Here is a 17,287-nt window from a genome sequence, read left to right on the forward strand (position 1 = left end):
GGCAGTACTTTTGCCAACCAAATTAAGTATTTATATAAAATTAAGATACAGCAATGAGTAAAAAGGATAAAGCAAACGATATAGAAAAGGAGCAACTAGATGCTGTTCAAAATGAAATGGCTGAAGTTGAAGAGCAAGTTGTTGAAGAACAAACGGTTGAAGAGAAACTTCAAAGTGAATTAAAGCAAGAAAAAGACAAGTTTTTACGTTTATTTGCTGAGTTTGAAAATTATAAACGTCGTACTTCAAAAGAACGTATCGAGTTGTTTTCAACAGCAAGTGAAGATGTTATGAAAAACTTACTGCCAGTTTTGGACGATTTTGAACGCGCATTAAGTCATATTGACGACGATAAAGAAGCTGAAGCGCTGCGTAAAGGCGTGTTATTAATTTACAATAAATTGGTAGGTACTTTAGAGCAAAAAGGACTTAAAGTGGTGGCTGTTGAAAAAGGCGAAGCATTTAATGCCGATAACCACGAAGCTATTACACAAATACCAGCACCAACACCCAATTTAAAAGGAAAAGTTATAGATGTAGTCGAAAAAGGGTATAAACTGGGCGAAAAAGTAATTCGTTTTCCTAAAGTAGTAATAGGACAATAAATATTAATTTAAAAAAGTCCTTCCTTTGGAAAGGATTTAGGATAGAATATGGCTAAAAAAGATTATTACGACGTATTAGGTATTAGTAAAAGCGCTAGTGCTGCCGAAATAAAGAAAGCGTACAGAAAAAAGGCAATAGAACATCATCCAGATAAAAATCCTGATGATAAAGGAGCTGAAGCTAAATTTAAAGAAGCAGCTGAAGCTTATGAAGTTTTAAGCGACGAAAACAAAAAAGCACGTTACGACCAATACGGGCATCAAGCCTTTGAAAATGGCGGTGGCTTTGGCGGCGGTGGCATGAATATGGATGACATATTCAGTCAGTTTGGTGATATTTTTGGCGGTGGCGGCTTTGGTGGCGGCTTTTCTGGTTTTGGCGGTGGCGGTGGTCAACGCAGGGTTAAAGGGAGTAATTTGCGTATTCGAGTAAAACTTACTTTAGAGGAAATTGCCAATGGTGTCGAGAAAAAAATAAAAGTAAAGCGTAAAGTTCAAGCGCCAGGAACTACCTATAAAACCTGTACAACCTGCCATGGTTCTGGGCAAGTAACCCGTATTGCCAATACTATTTTAGGAAGAATGCAAACATCGGCACCTTGTAATGTGTGTGGTGGAGCAGGACAAATTATAGATAAAAAACCTGCCGATGCCGATGCACAAGGGTTAAAAGTTTCAGAAGAAACCGTTTCTATAAAAATACCAGCAGGTGTGGTTGATGGGATGCAACTTAAAGTGTCTGGAAAAGGAAATGAAGCTCCAGGAAATGGTATTTCAGGCGATATTATTGTTGTTATAGAAGAAGAACAACACGAAAAACTGCAACGTGAAGGCGATAATTTACATTACGATTTGTATATAAGCTATTCGGATGCTGTTTTAGGAACTTCAAAAGAAATTGATACCGTTACAGGAAAAGTGCGTATAAAAGTAGAAGCTGGTGTGCAATCTGGTAAAATTTTACGTTTACGCGGAAAAGGAATACCGAGTATAAATGGTTATGGAAGAGGGGATTTATTAGTGCATGTGAATGTGTGGACACCAAAAACGTTAAACAAACAACAGCGTGAGTTTTTCGAATCGATGCAAGAAGATGAGCACTTTATGCCAAAACCAGATAGTTCAGACAAATCGTTTTTTGAAAAAGTAAAAGACATGTTTTCATAATATTATGAATAAAAGAAAAAACCACATTGTATCTATTAATTTTTTAAAAGTCCTGTTTAGTTTTTGGGTTTTTTAGAAAAAAAAGACATATATTTGGTTTATCACTAATTTATGTTAGTGGTATTTTTCTTTTTCATAGCAATTTTTTTCCCATCCTTAATCTTTTTTAAGGGTGGGTTTTGTTTTTAAGCAAATTCCAAAAGGTTTTTTATTATAATTGACTTATAGTATACGAATATTTTTTGTTTGAAAAGACCTTATTTAAATGTCTCGTTCATATATTAATAAAATTTGATCAATTAATTAGCTTTGCCACTTTGCCACTTTACTAGATAACATTTTTTGGTATTCATGTCAAACAAAAAACATACGTGTATTCGTGGCGACTTCAAAAGATATATTCATAAATTAAATATAATTCTTTAACATCTCGTACAACATTTAATATATTTACAAACTACAAGTTTATAAAAAGCATAAATGAATAACTTATTGGAAGTTAACCAAGTTTCTAAAAATTTCGGAAACTTTAAAGCTCTTAACAATGCATCTATTTCCGTTCCTAAAGGCAGTATTTTTGGACTGTTAGGGCCCAATGGCGCAGGGAAAACAACCTTAATACGTATTATAAATCAAATTACCATGCCAGATTCTGGTACGGTGCATTTAGATGGTACATTGCTAAACGCATCTCATATTAAAGATATTGGCTATTTGCCAGAAGAACGTGGTTTGTATAAATCGATGAAGGTGGGAGAACAAGCCTTATATTTAGCACAATTAAAAGGATTAAGTAAAGCGGAAGCAAAAGAACGCTTAACATATTGGTTCGAGCGTTTAGAAATTGGCGATTGGTGGAACAAAAAAATACAAGAACTATCAAAAGGAATGGCGCAAAAAATACAGTTTGTTGTAACGGTATTGCATCAACCTAAATTGTTGATTTTTGATGAGCCTTTTTCTGGTTTCGACCCCATAAATGCCAATTTAATTAAAGATGAAATTTTGCGTTTGCGTGAAGATGGTGCTACGGTTATTTTTTCAACCCACCGAATGGAATCGGTTGAAGAGTTGTGCGACGATATTGCTTTAATTCATAAATCGAACAAAATACTAGAAGGTAAATTGGTTGATATAAAGCGACAGTACAAAATTAATACCTTTGAAGTTGGAATTCATTCTAACAATAAGGAGGCTTTAAAAGCAGATTTATCACAAAAATTCGATGTCTCGTTAGCTCATTTTAAAACTTTGGAAAACGACTTAAAACTAAGCATTAAACTTAAAGAAGGCGATAAACCAAACGATTTATTAAGTTATTTAACTACCAAAGGTGAAGTAACTCATTTTGTAGAATTAATACCTAGCGTAAACGATATTTTTATTCAAACCATAAAGAATAATTAACAATTAACAATTGATAATTAAAAAATGAGTAATCGTTAAGACCCAACAACTATAACCAAAAACCCAGCAACTAATGAACCATTTGCCACTTATAATTAAACGTGAATATTTAACAAAAGTTAGAAACAAATCGTTTATAGTGATGACTATTTTAAGTCCAATTATCATGATTGTACTAATTTCGGTGGTTGCCTACCTTTCAGAATTAAACAACGATAAAGTTAGAACTATTACTGTTTTAGATGCATCTGGTTTGGTTAAAGATGTTTTTGAGAATACTAACAAAACCAAATATAATTTTTTAGAAAATATGTCTTTAAACGACGCTAAAAAATTAGTAAAAGAAACAAATTCTGCGGGGTTACTTTATGTTGATAAGTTTGAAACTATTGAGGATATTTCAAATCATATTAAGTTTTATTCAGAAGACTCACCATCCTTAACTTTAATTTCAGATTTAGAAACTAAACTTGAAAATAAACTAACCAATTTAAAATTACAAAAAGAAGGTATAGATTTAGAAACCATTAGAGCATCCAATGTTCTCATCAACATAGCACAAGAAAGTTTTGAAGGAGAAGAAATATCGAAAATTGATAATTTCGCCAAATTAGGCTTTGGTATTGCTGCTGGGTATTTGCTTTTTATGTTCATAATAATTTATGGAAATATGATTATGCGCAGTGTTATTGAAGAAAAAACAAGTAGAATTATTGAAATTATTATTTCATCTGTAAAACCAGTGCAGCTTTTGTTGGGTAAAATTATAGGCACTTCATTAGTTGGTCTTACACAATTTATAATATGGTTGGTTTTTGGAGGTCTTTTAATGACGGTGGTTTCACTAGTATTGGGAGTCAATTTTTCTAATTCAGGAATCCCGCAACAGGAAATAATGCAAATGAGTTCTGGAGGTTCAGACTTTAATTTTTATTTTGAATCTTTTAGATTGGCTTTAGTAAGTTTACCTTTAATGAACCTTATTGTGGCATTCATTTTGTTTTTTATATGCGGATATCTTCTATATAGTTCGCTATATGCAGCTATAGGTGCTGCGGTAGATAGCGAAACCGATACGCAACAATTCATTTTGCCAATTATAATGCCTTTAATGCTAGCGGTTTATATTGGTATTTTTACGGTTATTGAGGATCCTCATGGAACCATTTCAACAGTGTTTTCATTTATACCGTTCACATCTCCGGTAGTGATGTTAATGCGCATTCCCTTTGGTGTGCCTTTATGGCAACAATTGGTGTCGTTATTCATATTAATTGCTACCTTTATGTTTGCAGTATGGTTTGCGGCTAAAATATATCGTGTTGGTATTTTAATGTATGGTAAAAAACCAACTTACAAAGAGTTGATAAAATGGATGAAATATTAAAATGGTTCAAGAATTAAATAAAATAGAAAAAGTAGTCGAATCTAGTTCCGTTTGGAAGGATGTTTTAACATTCCTTAATCAACATGTCGATTTTACTAAAGATATCAGTATTTCCGTAAAAGATGTATTGATTATTATAACAGTTATTTTCGTAACCACCTTGGTATTAAGATTTGTTTTAAAAATTATTACAAGGAAACTCCCAGAAGATGATAAAGGTAAGTTTAATGTGGTGTTTGGCTATTTCAGGTGGTTGGTATATCTGCTTATTTTACTTATCACGCTTAACGGTGTAGGTGTAGATGTAACAGCCGTTTTTGCTGCGTCGGCGGCATTAATGATAGGTATTGGTTTGGCGCTTCAAACACTGTTTCAAGATATTATATCGGGTGTTTTTATTTTGGTAGATCAAACGGTGCATGTGGGTGATATTATTGAAATTGATGGAAAAATAGGAAGGGTTGAAGAAATCAAGTTGCGAACTACAAGAGCCGTGACCATAGATAATAAAGTATTAATAATTCCAAACCATTTGTATTTAGAGAACAGTTTGTACAATTGGACACAAAATGGCTCGGATACCAGAGAAAGTGTCGAAGTGGGCGTAGCCTATGGAAGCGATGTGCAATTGGTTAAAAAGTTGTTGATACAAGCGGCAACTTCAATTCCTGAAGTTTTATACAAAGAAGATATAGCAGTGCGATTCACAAATTTTGGTGAAAGTTCGTTAGATTTTAAAGTTGTTTTTACCATACACGATAGTTTTAATGCCAATGCCATTAGAAGTGAAGTTCGATTTGAAATAGATAAATTATTTAGAGAAAATAATATTAGTATTCCGTTTCCGCAACGCGATATTAATATTATTCAAAAACCAAATCAAAGTGTTAGTTTAAGATTAGTACAATCTGAATTTAATACCAATTTAAGTAAAGATTAAATAAAAAAGCAAATGCCAAAAATTTTAATAATTGAAGACGAAGCAGCCATAAGACGTGTGCTTGTTAAAATTCTTTCAGAAGAAAACGAATCGTACCAAGTAGAAGAAGCCGAAGATGGATTGGTTGGTATTGGAAAAATAAAGAACGACGACTACGATTTAGTTCTTTGCGATATAAAAATGCCAAAAATGGATGGTGTAGAGGTGTTGGAAGCTACCAAGAAAATAAAACCGGAAATCCCAATGGTGATGATTTCTGGCCATGGTGATTTAGATACCGCAGTAAATACCATGCGTTTGGGAGCGTTTGATTATATATCGAAACCGCCCGATTTAAACCGACTTTTAAACACCGTTAGAAATGCATTAGATAAAAAAGAACTGGTTGTTGAAAATAAATTGCTTAAAAAGAAAGTGAGCAAAAATTTTGAAATGATTGGTGAAAGTGATGCTATTTCGCATATAAAAGATATTATTGAAAAAGTAGCCCAAACCGATGCTAGAGTACTCATTACAGGTCCCAACGGAACAGGAAAAGAGTTGGTAGCACATTGGTTACACCAAAAAAGCGAACGTGCCAATGGCCCCATGATTGAGGTAAACTGTGCAGCCATACCAAGCGAATTGATAGAAAGTGAACTCTTTGGTCATGTAAAAGGAGCGTTTACAAGTGCTGTAAAGGATAGAGCTGGTAAATTTGAGGCAGCTAATTCAGGAACTATTTTTTTAGATGAAATAGGCGATATGAGTTTGCCAGCACAAGCAAAAGTACTTCGAGCGTTGCAAGAAAGTCGTATTCAGCGTGTAGGTAGCGATAAAGACATTAAAGTGAATGTGCGCGTTGTGGCGGCAACCAATAAAGATTTAAAAAAAGAAATTGCAGAAGGTAGGTTTCGTGAGGATTTATACCACCGATTAGCCGTTATTTTAATACAAGTGCCTGCGTTAAATGATAGGCGTGATGATATTCCGTTATTGGTGAATCATTTTACCGAAAAAATTGCAGGCGAACAGGGTACATCGAAAAAAGCATTTTCAGATAAGGCCATTAAATTACTGCAAGATTATGATTGGACAGGCAACATTCGAGAGCTTCGTAATGTAGTAGAGCGTTTAATTATATTAGGTGGAACCGAAGTAAGCGAACAAGATGTAAAAATGTTTGCTAGTAAATAAAAAAAATAAGGCTTTCTAAAAAGTTAAAATAAATCGTCATTACGAACGTAGTGAAGTAATCTGATTATTGATTTTCAATAACTTAATGATCGCTTCGTTTCTTGAAATGACGTAGAACTACACTTTTAGATAGCCTCATTTTAAACCAAATTTTCTTAGTTACAAGAATTTAATTCAGATAAATAATTTGAAGCTAAACTCTTTAAATTATTCACATAATATTGTTTAAGGTCTTCAATACTTTTGTTCGAAGTGTCTTCTAAATTATCAGTATTTGTGATGGTTTTATGGTTGCAATCACAACTTTTTAAAGTTTCATTATAAGATTTAATATTCGAAGCGATAAGGGTTTTATAATTCAAGATTAACTGTTCTTTTTTAAGAAGTATTTCTTGTTCTTTCTGTTCTGCCAACTTTCCTTTAATTTCAGCTTCCTTAAGCTTTAAGGTTTCTTGTTGTTGTTTCAGTTTCAACTGTTCTTTTTCCAAATCGTTAAGCATTTGGTTATTTGCCGTACTTGAAGTAGAGGTGCCGGCAGTACATTTTTCAATAGCAATCACACTTTCTTTACTAATATCCCTGCCTTGTTTCACAAAAAACCGTCCGTCTTCATACGTTTTAGCATCTTCTACTTTAGCTAATAAAATAATGGCTTTATCAGTAAATTCCAAAGCAGTTTCGCAGCCACAACCAGTTAAAGGTTTCTTTGAAAGTTTTAACGACTCAACCGATCTGTTTGCATAATACTTTAAATGGCTGATATTATTGGCATCGTAAGATGATTTTACATGTGAGTAGGCACTCACTAAATAATAGTTGGCATCGTCACATACCGTTTGGCCGTTAACAGTTATTGAAATAATAAAAATAAAAAAAAGGTAAAAGTGTTTCATAAGTTTGGGGTTAGTACATAAATAGGTGCTGCTAATGTATCAAAAAACATTAAACATGGCAGTGTTATTCATCGAAATTATGAGATTTACTATATTTATAGCATATAAGTTTATAATAAAATGATAATTATGAAAGATAAATGGATTGAAAAATATAAAGTTACAGCGCCAATATCGTTAAAAGATATAGACACAAAAGTGGTTATAAAAAAAGCAGATAAAAAGCTTAAAGATGTACGAGAAGATTTAGGAAAACTTCAAGACACCATGTATGCACACGATAAATATGCAGTTTTGGTATGTTTACAAGGCATGGATACTTCTGGAAAAGACAGTTTAATACGTGAGGTTTTTAAGGAATTTAATGTTAGGGGTGTGGTGGTGCATAGTTTTAAAGTACCAACAGATTTGGAGCTGGGGCATGATTATTTGTGGCGCCACTATATAGCACTTCCCCAACGCGGAAAATTTGGTGTTTTTAACAGAACGCATTACGAAAATGTATTGGTAACGCGCGTACATCCTGAGTATGTTTTAGGTGAAAATATACCTTCGGTTAATTCGGTTGAAGATATTGATGATACCTTTTGGAATAAACGTTTTGAACAAATAAATAATTTTGAAAAGCATATAGCCGAAAATGGTACCATCATTTTCAAATTCTTTTTAAACCTTTCTAAAGACGAACAAAAATACCGTTTGCTTCGTCGTTTAGAAAAACAAGAGAAAAATTGGAAATTTTCTCCGGGCGATTTAAAAGAACGCAAACTCTGGGATGATTACCAAACATGCTATGAAGATGCCATTAACCGCACCTCGAAACCGTACGCACCTTGGTATACCATTCCTGCCGATGATAAAGATACAGCGCGTTACATGGTGGCTAAAATAATGCATGATACCTTGAAAAAATATACCGATATTCAAGAACCCGAGTTAGACGATAAAATAAAAGCAAACATGTCTATGTATAAGCAGGAGCTGGAAAACGAGTAAACTTTATTGTTTTTGAAATGTTTTTTATGATTTCTTTTAGAAGTCTCCCTTTTATAAATACTATTTTTAACTCAAAATTCAACAATATTATGATAAAAGTTGCAACAGTACTATGCTGTTTTTTTATTTCAATAGGATTAAATGCCCAAACCGACGAAGCTGTTTTAAAAAAAATATACACCACATCTTTAACCAACGGAAAAAGTTACGATTGGCTAAATCATTTATCAATCCAAATAGGCAGCCGTTTATCAGGTTCGTTGGGAGCTGAAAGAGCTGTAACTTATACAAAAGAAGAACTCGAAAAATTAGGTTTAGATAAAGTTTGGTTACAACCCGTTATGGTACCACGTTGGGTTCGAGGTGCAAAAGAATATGCGTATATAGAAACTGCTCCAGGTAAAACCAATACAGTAAATATTTGTGCCTTGGGCGGTTCGGTAGCAACCCCATCTCTAGGAATTAAAGCAAATATTGTTGAAGTTAAAAACTTTGAAGAATTAGAAACTTTGGGAAAAGCGAATGTTGAAGGGAAAATTGTATTCTATAATCGCCCGATGCAACCCGATTTAATTGAAACGTTTAATGCGTATGGTGGTTGTGTAAACCAAAGATATAAAGGTGCCGTTGAAGCTTCAAAATATGGCGCCATTGGTGTTATTGTAAGGTCTATGAATTTACGTTTAGACGATTTGCCACATACAGGAAGTATGACGTATGATGATATGCCTGTTGAAAAACGAATTCCTGCAGCAGCCATAAGTACCAATGATGCCGAAGTATTAAGCACCATGCTGCAATTGGATAAAAACATAAAACTCTACTTTAAACAAAATTGCAAACAATTAGCCGATGTGCAATCGTATAACGTAATTGGTGAAATTACGGGCAGCCAGTTTCCAAGCGAGTATATGGTTGTCGGTGGTCATTTAGATTCCTGGGATTTAGGTGATGGTTCGCATGATGATGGCGCTGGTGTTGTACAATCTATGGATGTATTACGATTGTTAAAAGAATCTGGAATTAAACCAAAACGCAGTATTCGTGTGGTATTATTTATGAATGAAGAAAACGGTTTACGGGGTGGTAATAAATACGCCGAAGAAGCCAAACAAAAAAATGAAAATCATGTGTTTGCTCTCGAAAGTGATGCTGGTGGTTTTACACCACGTGGTTTTAGTTTCGATTGTAATGATGCCAATTACAATCAGGTTTTAAGTTGGCAACAACTATTTAAACCGTACTTAATTCATTATTTTGAAAAGGGTGGAAGTGGTGCCGATGTGAGTCCATTAAAAACTAAAACAAATGTTTTGGCAGGTTTACGTCCAGATTCTCAACGGTATTTCAATCATCATCATGCAAGCAATGATACTTTTGATGCCGTTAATAAACGTGAGCTGGAATTAGGTGCAGCAACAATGGCTTCTTTAGTATATCTGTTTGATAAATATGGAGTTAAATAAATGACAAGTGACAATTAACAATTGACAATTAACACCTTAAAACCCAAAACCCAAAACCCAAAACCCAAAACCCAAAACCCAAAACCCAAAACCAACAACCAAAAACCAAAAACCAAAAACCAAAAACCAAAAACTCTAGAATGAAACACCTCATATTTGTTTTTGCTCTAATCAATTCAATAATTACAATGGCTCAATCTGAAGAAAAATTACCTTATTATGAAATTCCTGAATATTCTGAATCATATACTGCAAATTCTGTAGCAGCTAGAATGATTGATGGTTTAGGATTTCGCTATTATTGGGCTACTGAGGGGTTACTTACTGAAGATTTAAATTATAAACCAAGTGAATCTGCTAGGGCAACTTCTGAAACGATCGAACATATTTACGGCTTATCTAAAGTTATTAGAAATAATGTTTTAACTGATAATAAAGATGATAATAAAGAGAAACTCAATTTTGAAGGCTTACGAAAACAAACATTATTAAATTTGAAGTTGGTTTCAGATGCATTAAGAAGTACAAAAGCACCTTTTAAATTAGAAGATTCAGCAGTGCCTTTTTGGAATATCATTAACGGCCCTATTTCTGATGCGTTGTGGCATTGTGGGCAAGTGGTTTTATTGCGTCGTTCTTCTGGAAATCACTTTAATTCGAAGGTTAATCTTTTTAGTGGGAAAATTAAAGAATAGTTTAGAGTACGACTTATTGAAGATTCAACTAATCATAATTTATTTCTTCCTGTTAAAATCTATTTCGATCTAGTTTTATAATATTTTGAACATCTGGGTTTATTAATCTTAAAATAATTTGGTTCAGGAACTTTTTTTTAAATCCGATATATTGCACCAAATAGCCGATAAATTCGGAATCTATTTTTCTGTTAATTAGCTTTGTGTATATTATAACTTATAAAACAATCTCATATGAAAACAAAATTACTTTTATTAGCATTATTTGTAACTATGCTAGGTTATTCGCAAACAGCCATTGAACAATTTCAAAGTGCTACAGGTTCACAATTTGTAAGGGTAACAGGCACTATAAATCAATCCCCAACAGGTGCAAATGCATCATGGGATTTTACAGGTCTATCAGATACTTCAACTATTTATTCAGATACTTATTCTTCTTCAACCATTCAAACAAAAGAAGGTTCAACTTTAATAGCTGAAATTGTGCTCAATACTTCTGGAGCAACATCTATTATATCTGAAAAATTAGAAGGATTTGAATTAAATTTTTCTAATTATGGTATCATAGGTACCTTTCCTTTAAGTTATAACTATTCGAATTCAGATACTGTTTCTGGAACATTTAGTGGCGGAGGTGTTTCTGGGACTGTGGCTAATAGTAGTAATATAGTTGTTAGTGTTGATGCCTACGGAACTTTAAAAGTGGGTGCTTTTGATGGGGCTGTTACAAGATTAAAAATGGTTCAAAACTTATCTCTCAATATTACATTTCCACCAATTACAGCATCAGGCACTTTAACATCTTACTTTTATTATGATGCTAATAGCACTAATCTTATATTTAGAACAAACCATTTAGAAGTTTCTGATGCGGGTATAGATACCACCATCATGGAACGGTTATACAACAATCCGTTAAGTAATGATAAGTTTCATATTTCAAATTCTGACCTAAGTTTAGTTAGTAATCCTGTGCAGGAGGTTCTTAGACTTAACGTAAGTAATAATATTAAAATACAACGTATCACTATTTTAGATGTTTTAGGTAAAATTGTTTTAAAAGTAGATACTAATGAATCTTCAATACCTGTAAATCAATTAAAATCTGGGTTGTTTTTTGCATCCATTACAACCGATAAAGGCGTTGTGATTAAAAAATTTATAAAGAAATAGTTTTAGATATAAAACATAAAAAGCGTTTCATCCAAAATAGTTAATTGGATGAAACGCTTTTGTTTATTGATAGAAATTATTTTAAAATCTAGCTTTATTACTTATTAAATATTTTTCTTTAACGTGAGTTCGACGTAAAAAATTCAATTTTAAAGTTTTTTATTGAATATCCGTTTTCCTATAGTGAAAAAAACTGAGATTATCTGTGAAATTAGCAGGATAATTTTACAATTCAATATTGTTTTATTATCCAGCTGATTTTGCATATTTACGCAGAAAAAATAAATTTTTATATAGTTGCTTTATAAAGAAATAGTTACAAAAAGCTGTTTTTATGATATTTTACTGATAATCTTTTTTTTTTTGAATAACATAAATCATGTCACCTTGAATGCTCCCCACAATTAACGGTGGGGTGGATTCCTAATAAATGAATAATTTAGGTTTTTTAGACAATCTCTTTAAATTGAAAAATCATTATTTAGCAGTTAGTAATGTTGGGCTATAATAAGCCATTTCAGCCACTATTTTACCATCGGCATCAAAGCTATCGCTAAAATGAAACGGAACTGAAATCGCTTTTTTATCCGATTTACGAATTAAATGATAATTCCACCATGATAGTACTTCACGGCCATCGCCCATTTCATATTCTAAATAATCTGGATAACCAATCATATCGATGCTTACAATTTCATAATCTTTTAAAAATTTTGCCCAATTTGCTTTTGTTTCGGCTTTTGTATGCGATGTTCCAAATTCATCATTAATGTCATTAAACCTGGCGTCATCACTATAAAAGCTCATGGTTGTTTCAAGATCTCCATTTTCATAAGCGTATGTTAGTTTTCTAACGGTATTGATATTGTCGTGGTGGTTATAAATTTTACCGTTGGTTCTGTTACCATAACTCGCGCCAATTTCATCAAAAATACTTTCGTTGTTGTAGCTTATAGAAGTTTGTATTTTATTGTTTTTGTTTACCACATAAAGCCTATGTACTGGCATATTAATTTTTACGCCTGTTTTTTTGTGCACCCCTTTTAAGTCTTCCCAAGTTTGTACCCAAACTACATCTTTATCGTTGTCTTTTTTATATTCAATAGCATCTGGGTAGGCACCTTTTGTACGCGTAATGGTAAAATAATCGAGCGCATCGTTCCAACCTTTTACACCACTTAAAAAGGAGGCTTTGTCTTGTCCTTTGTCGTTGGTTCTTGTGCCCACGCCATTATAGGATTTAAAATCATCTGCCAAATAACTGGCTACTTTGGTAGAATCTCCAGCTACAAAAGCTTTAGTCATATCTTCTACAATTGTAAGTGCAGGATGATCGATGTAAACCGTGCCGTTTGTTTTTTTCTGTGCAAAAAGGCATGTTGTGCTTATAAAAGCGAGTACGAATAATAATGTTTTTGTTTTCATTTGATTTTTGGTTTTAAGTTGAGTAATTATTTAATGTTTCTTTTATGGGTTTAAACTGTATGTTTAAATCGTTTTTTGCTAAATCATTTTTGTAAATAATGCTCAGTTTTTCTTTTGGATTTTTGTTGTTAAGCATTGCTTGAATGTCTGATGCTTTATAGGTTTCGCTACTTAATAAATAATTTTTGCCATGTAACCCTTTTGTAGTTGCGGTTTTGTAAGTAGCAAGGGCCACATCTTCAACAGTTACCATGGCAAATGGCACATTATTATCAAATACAGCTTTCATGAAATCGTTGGGAGCTATATTGTTTTTAATTAAATATTGAATACTGCCTGATGTAGAATCTTCTCTTTCAGATAAAGCGTTACCAATAACCATGACTGGGGAAACGGAGCTGATTTCAAAATGTAAATCAGTATTATTTTTAATGAAATTTTCTACCGTTTCATTGGCTATGAATTTAGCTTGTGCATACGGGTGGCTCTCGGTACTTGTGAATTTCACCTCTGTTTCATCAAAAGTATCTGTAAAACTTTTTGTTCCTGCTGGAAACGGAAAATTGGTATTATAAGCAGCAACTGATGCTATAAAAACTACTTTTTCAATACTAGGTGTGTTATTTATTACTTCCAGAAAATTTTCGGTGCCCTTAATTGTAGGGTCGAACAATTGGGTTTTTGGGTCTTCTACATCTAAAATGAAAGGAGTTCCACTATGAATTACCACGTCGCAATCGCTTACAAAATCTTTTAAAGCAATTTTATCTGTTACGTTTAATTCACTTATATAAAGATTTTCCGAATGGTTAAAAACCATTAAATGTTCGTATTTGTCTTTCTCGGTAATATCGGTGGTCGAAACTTTTACTTGAAACCCATGGTCTAGAAATTGCTTGGTTATATAACTGCCTATAAAACCAGAACCACCTATGATGCCTGCTTTTTTCATTTGAAATAATTTTTACCCCTTTAAAAAAGGAGTGTATTAGTACTTCTAACTCTAACAAAAAATTAAGTAGGTAATATTTGGGGAATAGAAACAGACAGCATAACAAATAATTAAAGAGTGACTAATTCTTTTTTTAATTATAAATGACATGTTTTATTGCATTTAGTTGATGCTAAAACTGTCTGTTATGGTTGGTTAATTATTTTTTGCTACGTAGCCTAAATCGGGGCGCATTTCCCCAGATTTGGTTTCATATCTAGAAATTGAACTAAATAGCGCATCAAACAGTTTTTTGCCTTCTTCGCCGTATTGCGCTTCTGCTTCATTACTTGTTTTTATATAATCTTGAGCATCTTTAGCTGAAAGCACGGCAACGTAGAATTCTTCAGGTGAACCAAATCCGCTGTGATAAATTCTAAATTGTTCTTTGAGTCCCTTTTTTGCGTAGAATTCTTTTATTGCTTTTATTTTTTCTGAAACTATTTTGGAAGTTGAGGGCGTTACATAAAAGAAATGGTACTTTCTATAATCTTGATTAGGGGTACTCACATTCATTCCGTTAGGCATGTAAGATAGGTCAGCGTTTAAATGGATAACATAATCTGTGTGCTTATCGTAGCATGTGTTAAAGCGTTCAAACAAGGCAGAAAAGTTTTCTTTGCCCATTTTTTCAGCAAGTGGCTCTAATGGGTTGGCATCAAAATCAGCCATATTTTTAATAGGAGCAATGGTTAGATACCTACCATCATCAATTCTTATTGATGCCCAATCGGCATCTTTAAGGTCGTGTTTTTTGCAGGCTTCAACAAAATCTTTACATACTTTTTCATAGTCATTTTGCTTGGCGGGTTTTACGTAGTCGGTGTGTACCCAATACGCTTGGTTTTGTGCATTCGCCACTAATGTTATCATACATAGTAACAAGATGCCGAACAATGTGTTTTTCAAAATTTTCATGATAATAGCGTTTAAATGGTTAATTAATAACCCTAAGCTATTGATAATCATTTGTAAATGAAACCGATATAGGACGAAGCGGGTGTAATAATGTCCGAAACCTATGTTTTAGTTATCGGACGGTTTAAATGGTTGATAATTAAATATATAAATGGTTTTTAAGCAGATTAGCTTAACTGAAAGTTGAATACAAAGGAAGTTCCGTTTGAATAATCTTCCGTCATCGTACCATTCAATTGACGAGTTAGTAATGAAATTAACTGCGAACCAAAACCTGTACCTTGAGTGATACCTGATTTTCCAATACCATTATCTGCAACTTCAAGATGCAACATATTATTGGTTTGTTTTTCTAGTTTTATGGTAATGGTGCCTGTGTTGTTATCAGGGAATGCGTATTTAACGGTATTGGTTAATAATTCGTTGATAATCAATCCTAAAGGAACAGCGGTGTCTATATCCAAATCAAGAGTGTTCATGGCTAAATTTAAATGCACTTTATTTTCAGCACCAAAACTGTCGAGAATGGTTTCACTTAAATTTAATACATAATCTTTCATTTCAATAGCACCCAAATTGCTGCCTTTGTATAATTTTTGATGAACAATGCCGATGGAATTAACGCGATTCTGACTTTCAACAATGGCTTCTTTGGTATTAGGGTCTTTTATTTGGGCTGATTGAAGTGCAAGTAAACTAGAAACAATTTCTAAGTTATTTTTAACTCTGTGATGTACTTCTTTTAATAATAATTCAATTTCAGAATTTTTTGAAGCCAGTAGTTTATTTGCTCTACTTCGGTCTCGATAACCAATAAAACCAAAAATAAGCAAACCAATTAATAGGGCAAGCAAACCAAAACTTAATGTTTGAATGAGTTTTTGTTGTGAAATTTTATCTTCCTGATTTGCAATGGTTTCCTCCTTTTTATTGGTTTCATATTGGGTTAAAAGCTCCGACATTTTTGCATCACTTTCAATGGAAGCTATGCTGTCTCTTAACGAATAAGCTTTTTGTTTGTAGTTTAATGCCAATTCATAATTACCCAATTTATTGTAAATAGTACTTACATGGTTGTAGTTTTCAATTAAATTGGATACATCGTTATTGTTTTCTTGTAATTTTACGGTTTCTAATTGATAGCTTAAAGCCTCTTTATAATTGCCCAACAGCATATTAACTTCACCTAAATTAGCGGCTACTGTAGAAATAGCATTTGGGTAATTGGCGGCAGTTGCTAATGCTAAACAGCGTTTGTAACTTTCTAAAGCTTCAGGATATTTACCTAAACGTTTTAATGCGTTTCCAATGCCGTTCGTTACATCGGCTTCGGTTGCTAAACCCAAGTTTTGTTCTTTACAAATGGCTAGTGCTTTATTGTAATATGCCAACGATTGCTCATAATTACTTTTAGCCATAGCCACATTGGCAGCATTAAAATTAACGAAGAATTTTTCTGAAATTAAATTATGTTTTTCCGCAATAGCAATGGCTTTTTCGGCATATTCCAAAGCTTCTGTTAATCGGTTTTGACGAGTTAAATCTTCTGAAACTCGCGTTAAAGCATCACAAATACCTTCCTTGTCTTTTAAGGTTTCCATAATTTTTAAAGCAGAAAGGTCTTTTTGTAATGCCTGTTCTAAATCGCCTTTTTTCTTATCAACCCAAGATAATTTGAAAAGTGTTGTTGCTTTTCCTCGTTCGTTTTTCACGGCTTCATAACCTTTTATGGCTTTATTGAAGAAAAGGGACGCAGAGTCTAATTCTAATAAATTAGCATGCATTCTACCTTGCATTTCGTAAAATTTGGGTTGCCAGTTTTTATCGTTGCTTTCTTCTGATAGTTTTACACCTTGTTTTGCGTATTTTAAAGCTTCAGCAATATTCTGATTAAAAGCGATGGCAACCATCTCATTTATGAGTTCCAGTTTTTTGGTGGCTTGTTTTTCAGAATGAAGCTTTTGTTGTAAAACTTCCATATTATTATCTTGACTATACACGTAAAACGAGCACAAAATAAAAATGAATACCAGTTTTTTCATAAA

General features: G+C 33.1%; 15 protein-coding genes. 10 read left to right on the forward strand and 5 right to left on the reverse strand.

What is annotated here, in order from left to right; translation table 11 throughout:
* Positions 1-53 precede the first annotated feature (53 nt).
* The 6 genes from EV196_RS09965 to EV196_RS09990 all read left to right on the forward strand — a co-directional run bounded on the left by EV196_RS09965 (position 54) and on the right by EV196_RS09990 (position 6,682).
* Complete coding sequence (locus EV196_RS09965; protein ID WP_132217610.1) at positions 54-605, forward strand: nucleotide exchange factor GrpE; 552 nt, start codon at positions 54-56, stop codon at positions 603-605.
* A gap of 48 nt (positions 606-653) precedes the next feature.
* The gene (gene dnaJ, locus EV196_RS09970) at positions 654-1,772 is read left to right on the forward strand and encodes a molecular chaperone DnaJ (RefSeq protein WP_132217611.1); all 1,119 of its coding nucleotides are present in this window, start codon (positions 654-656) and stop codon (positions 1,770-1,772) included.
* Positions 1,773-2,252: 480 nt separating this feature from the next.
* The gene (locus EV196_RS09975) at positions 2,253-3,179 is read left to right on the forward strand and encodes an ABC transporter ATP-binding protein (RefSeq protein ID WP_132217612.1); all 927 of its coding nucleotides are present in this window, start codon (positions 2,253-2,255) and stop codon (positions 3,177-3,179) included.
* Between the two features lie 73 nt (positions 3,180-3,252).
* On the forward strand, positions 3,253-4,566 hold the full coding sequence (locus EV196_RS09980) for an ABC transporter permease (RefSeq protein WP_132217613.1): 1,314 nt from the start codon (positions 3,253-3,255) through the stop codon (positions 4,564-4,566).
* Between the two features lies 1 nt (position 4,567).
* Positions 4,568-5,506 (forward strand): mechanosensitive ion channel family protein, encoded by a 939-nt coding sequence (locus tag EV196_RS09985; protein ID WP_132217614.1) that lies wholly within the window; start codon positions 4,568-4,570, stop codon positions 5,504-5,506.
* A gap of 12 nt (positions 5,507-5,518) precedes the next feature.
* The gene (locus tag EV196_RS09990; protein ID WP_132217615.1) at positions 5,519-6,682 is read left to right on the forward strand and encodes a sigma-54-dependent transcriptional regulator; all 1,164 of its coding nucleotides are present in this window, start codon (positions 5,519-5,521) and stop codon (positions 6,680-6,682) included.
* A 155-nt stretch (positions 6,683-6,837) separates the two neighbouring features.
* On the opposite strand, the gene EV196_RS09995 is transcribed toward EV196_RS09990, so the two are convergent.
* Positions 6,838-7,575, reverse strand: a complete 738-nt coding sequence (locus EV196_RS09995) for a hypothetical protein (protein WP_132217616.1) — start codon at positions 7,573-7,575, stop codon at positions 6,838-6,840.
* Between the two features lie 129 nt (positions 7,576-7,704).
* Between EV196_RS09995 and EV196_RS10000 the strand changes: the two genes are divergently transcribed.
* The 4 genes from EV196_RS10000 (at position 7,705) to EV196_RS10015 (ending at position 11,908) form a co-directional block, all read left to right on the forward strand.
* On the forward strand, positions 7,705-8,571 hold the full coding sequence (locus EV196_RS10000; protein ID WP_132217617.1) for a PPK2 family polyphosphate kinase: 867 nt from the start codon (positions 7,705-7,707) through the stop codon (positions 8,569-8,571).
* A gap of 89 nt (positions 8,572-8,660) precedes the next feature.
* Positions 8,661-10,037: a M20/M25/M40 family metallo-hydrolase gene (locus EV196_RS10005; protein WP_132217618.1), complete on the forward strand. Its 1,377-nt coding sequence runs from the start codon at positions 8,661-8,663 to the stop codon at positions 10,035-10,037.
* A 140-nt stretch (positions 10,038-10,177) separates the two neighbouring features.
* Positions 10,178-10,732 carry a hypothetical protein gene (locus EV196_RS10010; protein WP_132217619.1) on the forward strand — a complete coding sequence of 185 codons (555 nt, stop codon included), beginning with the start codon at positions 10,178-10,180 and terminating at the stop codon, positions 10,730-10,732.
* 234 nt (positions 10,733-10,966) lie between these two features.
* Entirely contained in the window at positions 10,967-11,908 is a 942-nt protein-coding gene (locus EV196_RS10015) for a T9SS type A sorting domain-containing protein (protein ID WP_132217620.1), read from the forward strand.
* Between the two features lie 477 nt (positions 11,909-12,385).
* Here the strand turns inward: EV196_RS10015 and EV196_RS10020 are convergent, their stop codons facing one another.
* From EV196_RS10020 to EV196_RS10035, 4 genes are all read right to left on the reverse strand, one after another.
* Positions 12,386-13,333, reverse strand: coding sequence for a nuclear transport factor 2 family protein (locus EV196_RS10020; protein WP_132217621.1), 948 nt, complete (start codon positions 13,331-13,333; stop codon positions 12,386-12,388).
* A gap of 13 nt (positions 13,334-13,346) precedes the next feature.
* Positions 13,347-14,285: an NAD-dependent epimerase/dehydratase family protein gene (locus tag EV196_RS10025; protein ID WP_132217622.1), complete on the reverse strand. Its 939-nt coding sequence runs from the start codon at positions 14,283-14,285 to the stop codon at positions 13,347-13,349.
* A gap of 195 nt (positions 14,286-14,480) precedes the next feature.
* Positions 14,481-15,242 carry a hypothetical protein gene (locus EV196_RS10030; RefSeq protein ID WP_132217623.1) on the reverse strand — a complete coding sequence of 254 codons (762 nt, stop codon included), beginning with the start codon at positions 15,240-15,242 and terminating at the stop codon, positions 14,481-14,483.
* Positions 15,243-15,409: 167 nt separating this feature from the next.
* Positions 15,410-17,284: a tetratricopeptide repeat protein gene (locus EV196_RS10035; RefSeq protein WP_132217624.1), complete on the reverse strand. Its 1,875-nt coding sequence runs from the start codon at positions 17,282-17,284 to the stop codon at positions 15,410-15,412.
* Between the last annotated feature and the right edge of the window lie 3 nt (positions 17,285-17,287).

The organism is Mariniflexile fucanivorans (assembly GCF_004341235.1).
GTDB classification, from domain to species: domain Bacteria; phylum Bacteroidota; class Bacteroidia; order Flavobacteriales; family Flavobacteriaceae; genus Mariniflexile; species Mariniflexile fucanivorans.

What these genes read in the sequence shown, in the direction of transcription:
- EV196_RS09965 (WP_132217610.1), top strand. Translation starts at nt 54, where the DNA reads ATGAGTAAAAAGGATAAAGCAAACGATATAGAAAAGGAGCAACTAGAT.
- dnaJ (WP_132217611.1), top strand. Translation starts at nt 654, where the DNA reads ATGGCTAAAAAAGATTATTACGACGTATTAGGTATTAGTAAAAGCGCT.
- EV196_RS09975 (WP_132217612.1), top strand. Translation starts at nt 2,253, where the DNA reads ATGAATAACTTATTGGAAGTTAACCAAGTTTCTAAAAATTTCGGAAAC.
- EV196_RS09980 (WP_132217613.1), top strand. Translation starts at nt 3,253, where the DNA reads ATGAACCATTTGCCACTTATAATTAAACGTGAATATTTAACAAAAGTT.
- EV196_RS09985 (WP_132217614.1), top strand. Translation starts at nt 4,568, where the DNA reads ATGGTTCAAGAATTAAATAAAATAGAAAAAGTAGTCGAATCTAGTTCC.
- EV196_RS09990 (WP_132217615.1), top strand. Translation starts at nt 5,519, where the DNA reads ATGCCAAAAATTTTAATAATTGAAGACGAAGCAGCCATAAGACGTGTG.
- EV196_RS09995 (WP_132217616.1), bottom strand. Translation starts at nt 7,575, where the DNA reads ATGAAACACTTTTACCTTTTTTTTATTTTTATTATTTCAATAACTGTT.
- EV196_RS10000 (WP_132217617.1), top strand. Translation starts at nt 7,705, where the DNA reads ATGAAAGATAAATGGATTGAAAAATATAAAGTTACAGCGCCAATATCG.
- EV196_RS10005 (WP_132217618.1), top strand. Translation starts at nt 8,661, where the DNA reads ATGATAAAAGTTGCAACAGTACTATGCTGTTTTTTTATTTCAATAGGA.
- EV196_RS10010 (WP_132217619.1), top strand. Translation starts at nt 10,178, where the DNA reads ATGAAACACCTCATATTTGTTTTTGCTCTAATCAATTCAATAATTACA.
- EV196_RS10015 (WP_132217620.1), top strand. Translation starts at nt 10,967, where the DNA reads ATGAAAACAAAATTACTTTTATTAGCATTATTTGTAACTATGCTAGGT.
- EV196_RS10020 (WP_132217621.1), bottom strand. Translation starts at nt 13,333, where the DNA reads ATGAAAACAAAAACATTATTATTCGTACTCGCTTTTATAAGCACAACA.
- EV196_RS10025 (WP_132217622.1), bottom strand. Translation starts at nt 14,285, where the DNA reads ATGAAAAAAGCAGGCATCATAGGTGGTTCTGGTTTTATAGGCAGTTAT.
- EV196_RS10030 (WP_132217623.1), bottom strand. Translation starts at nt 15,242, where the DNA reads ATGAAAATTTTGAAAAACACATTGTTCGGCATCTTGTTACTATGTATG.
- EV196_RS10035 (WP_132217624.1), bottom strand. Translation starts at nt 17,284, where the DNA reads ATGAAAAAACTGGTATTCATTTTTATTTTGTGCTCGTTTTACGTGTAT.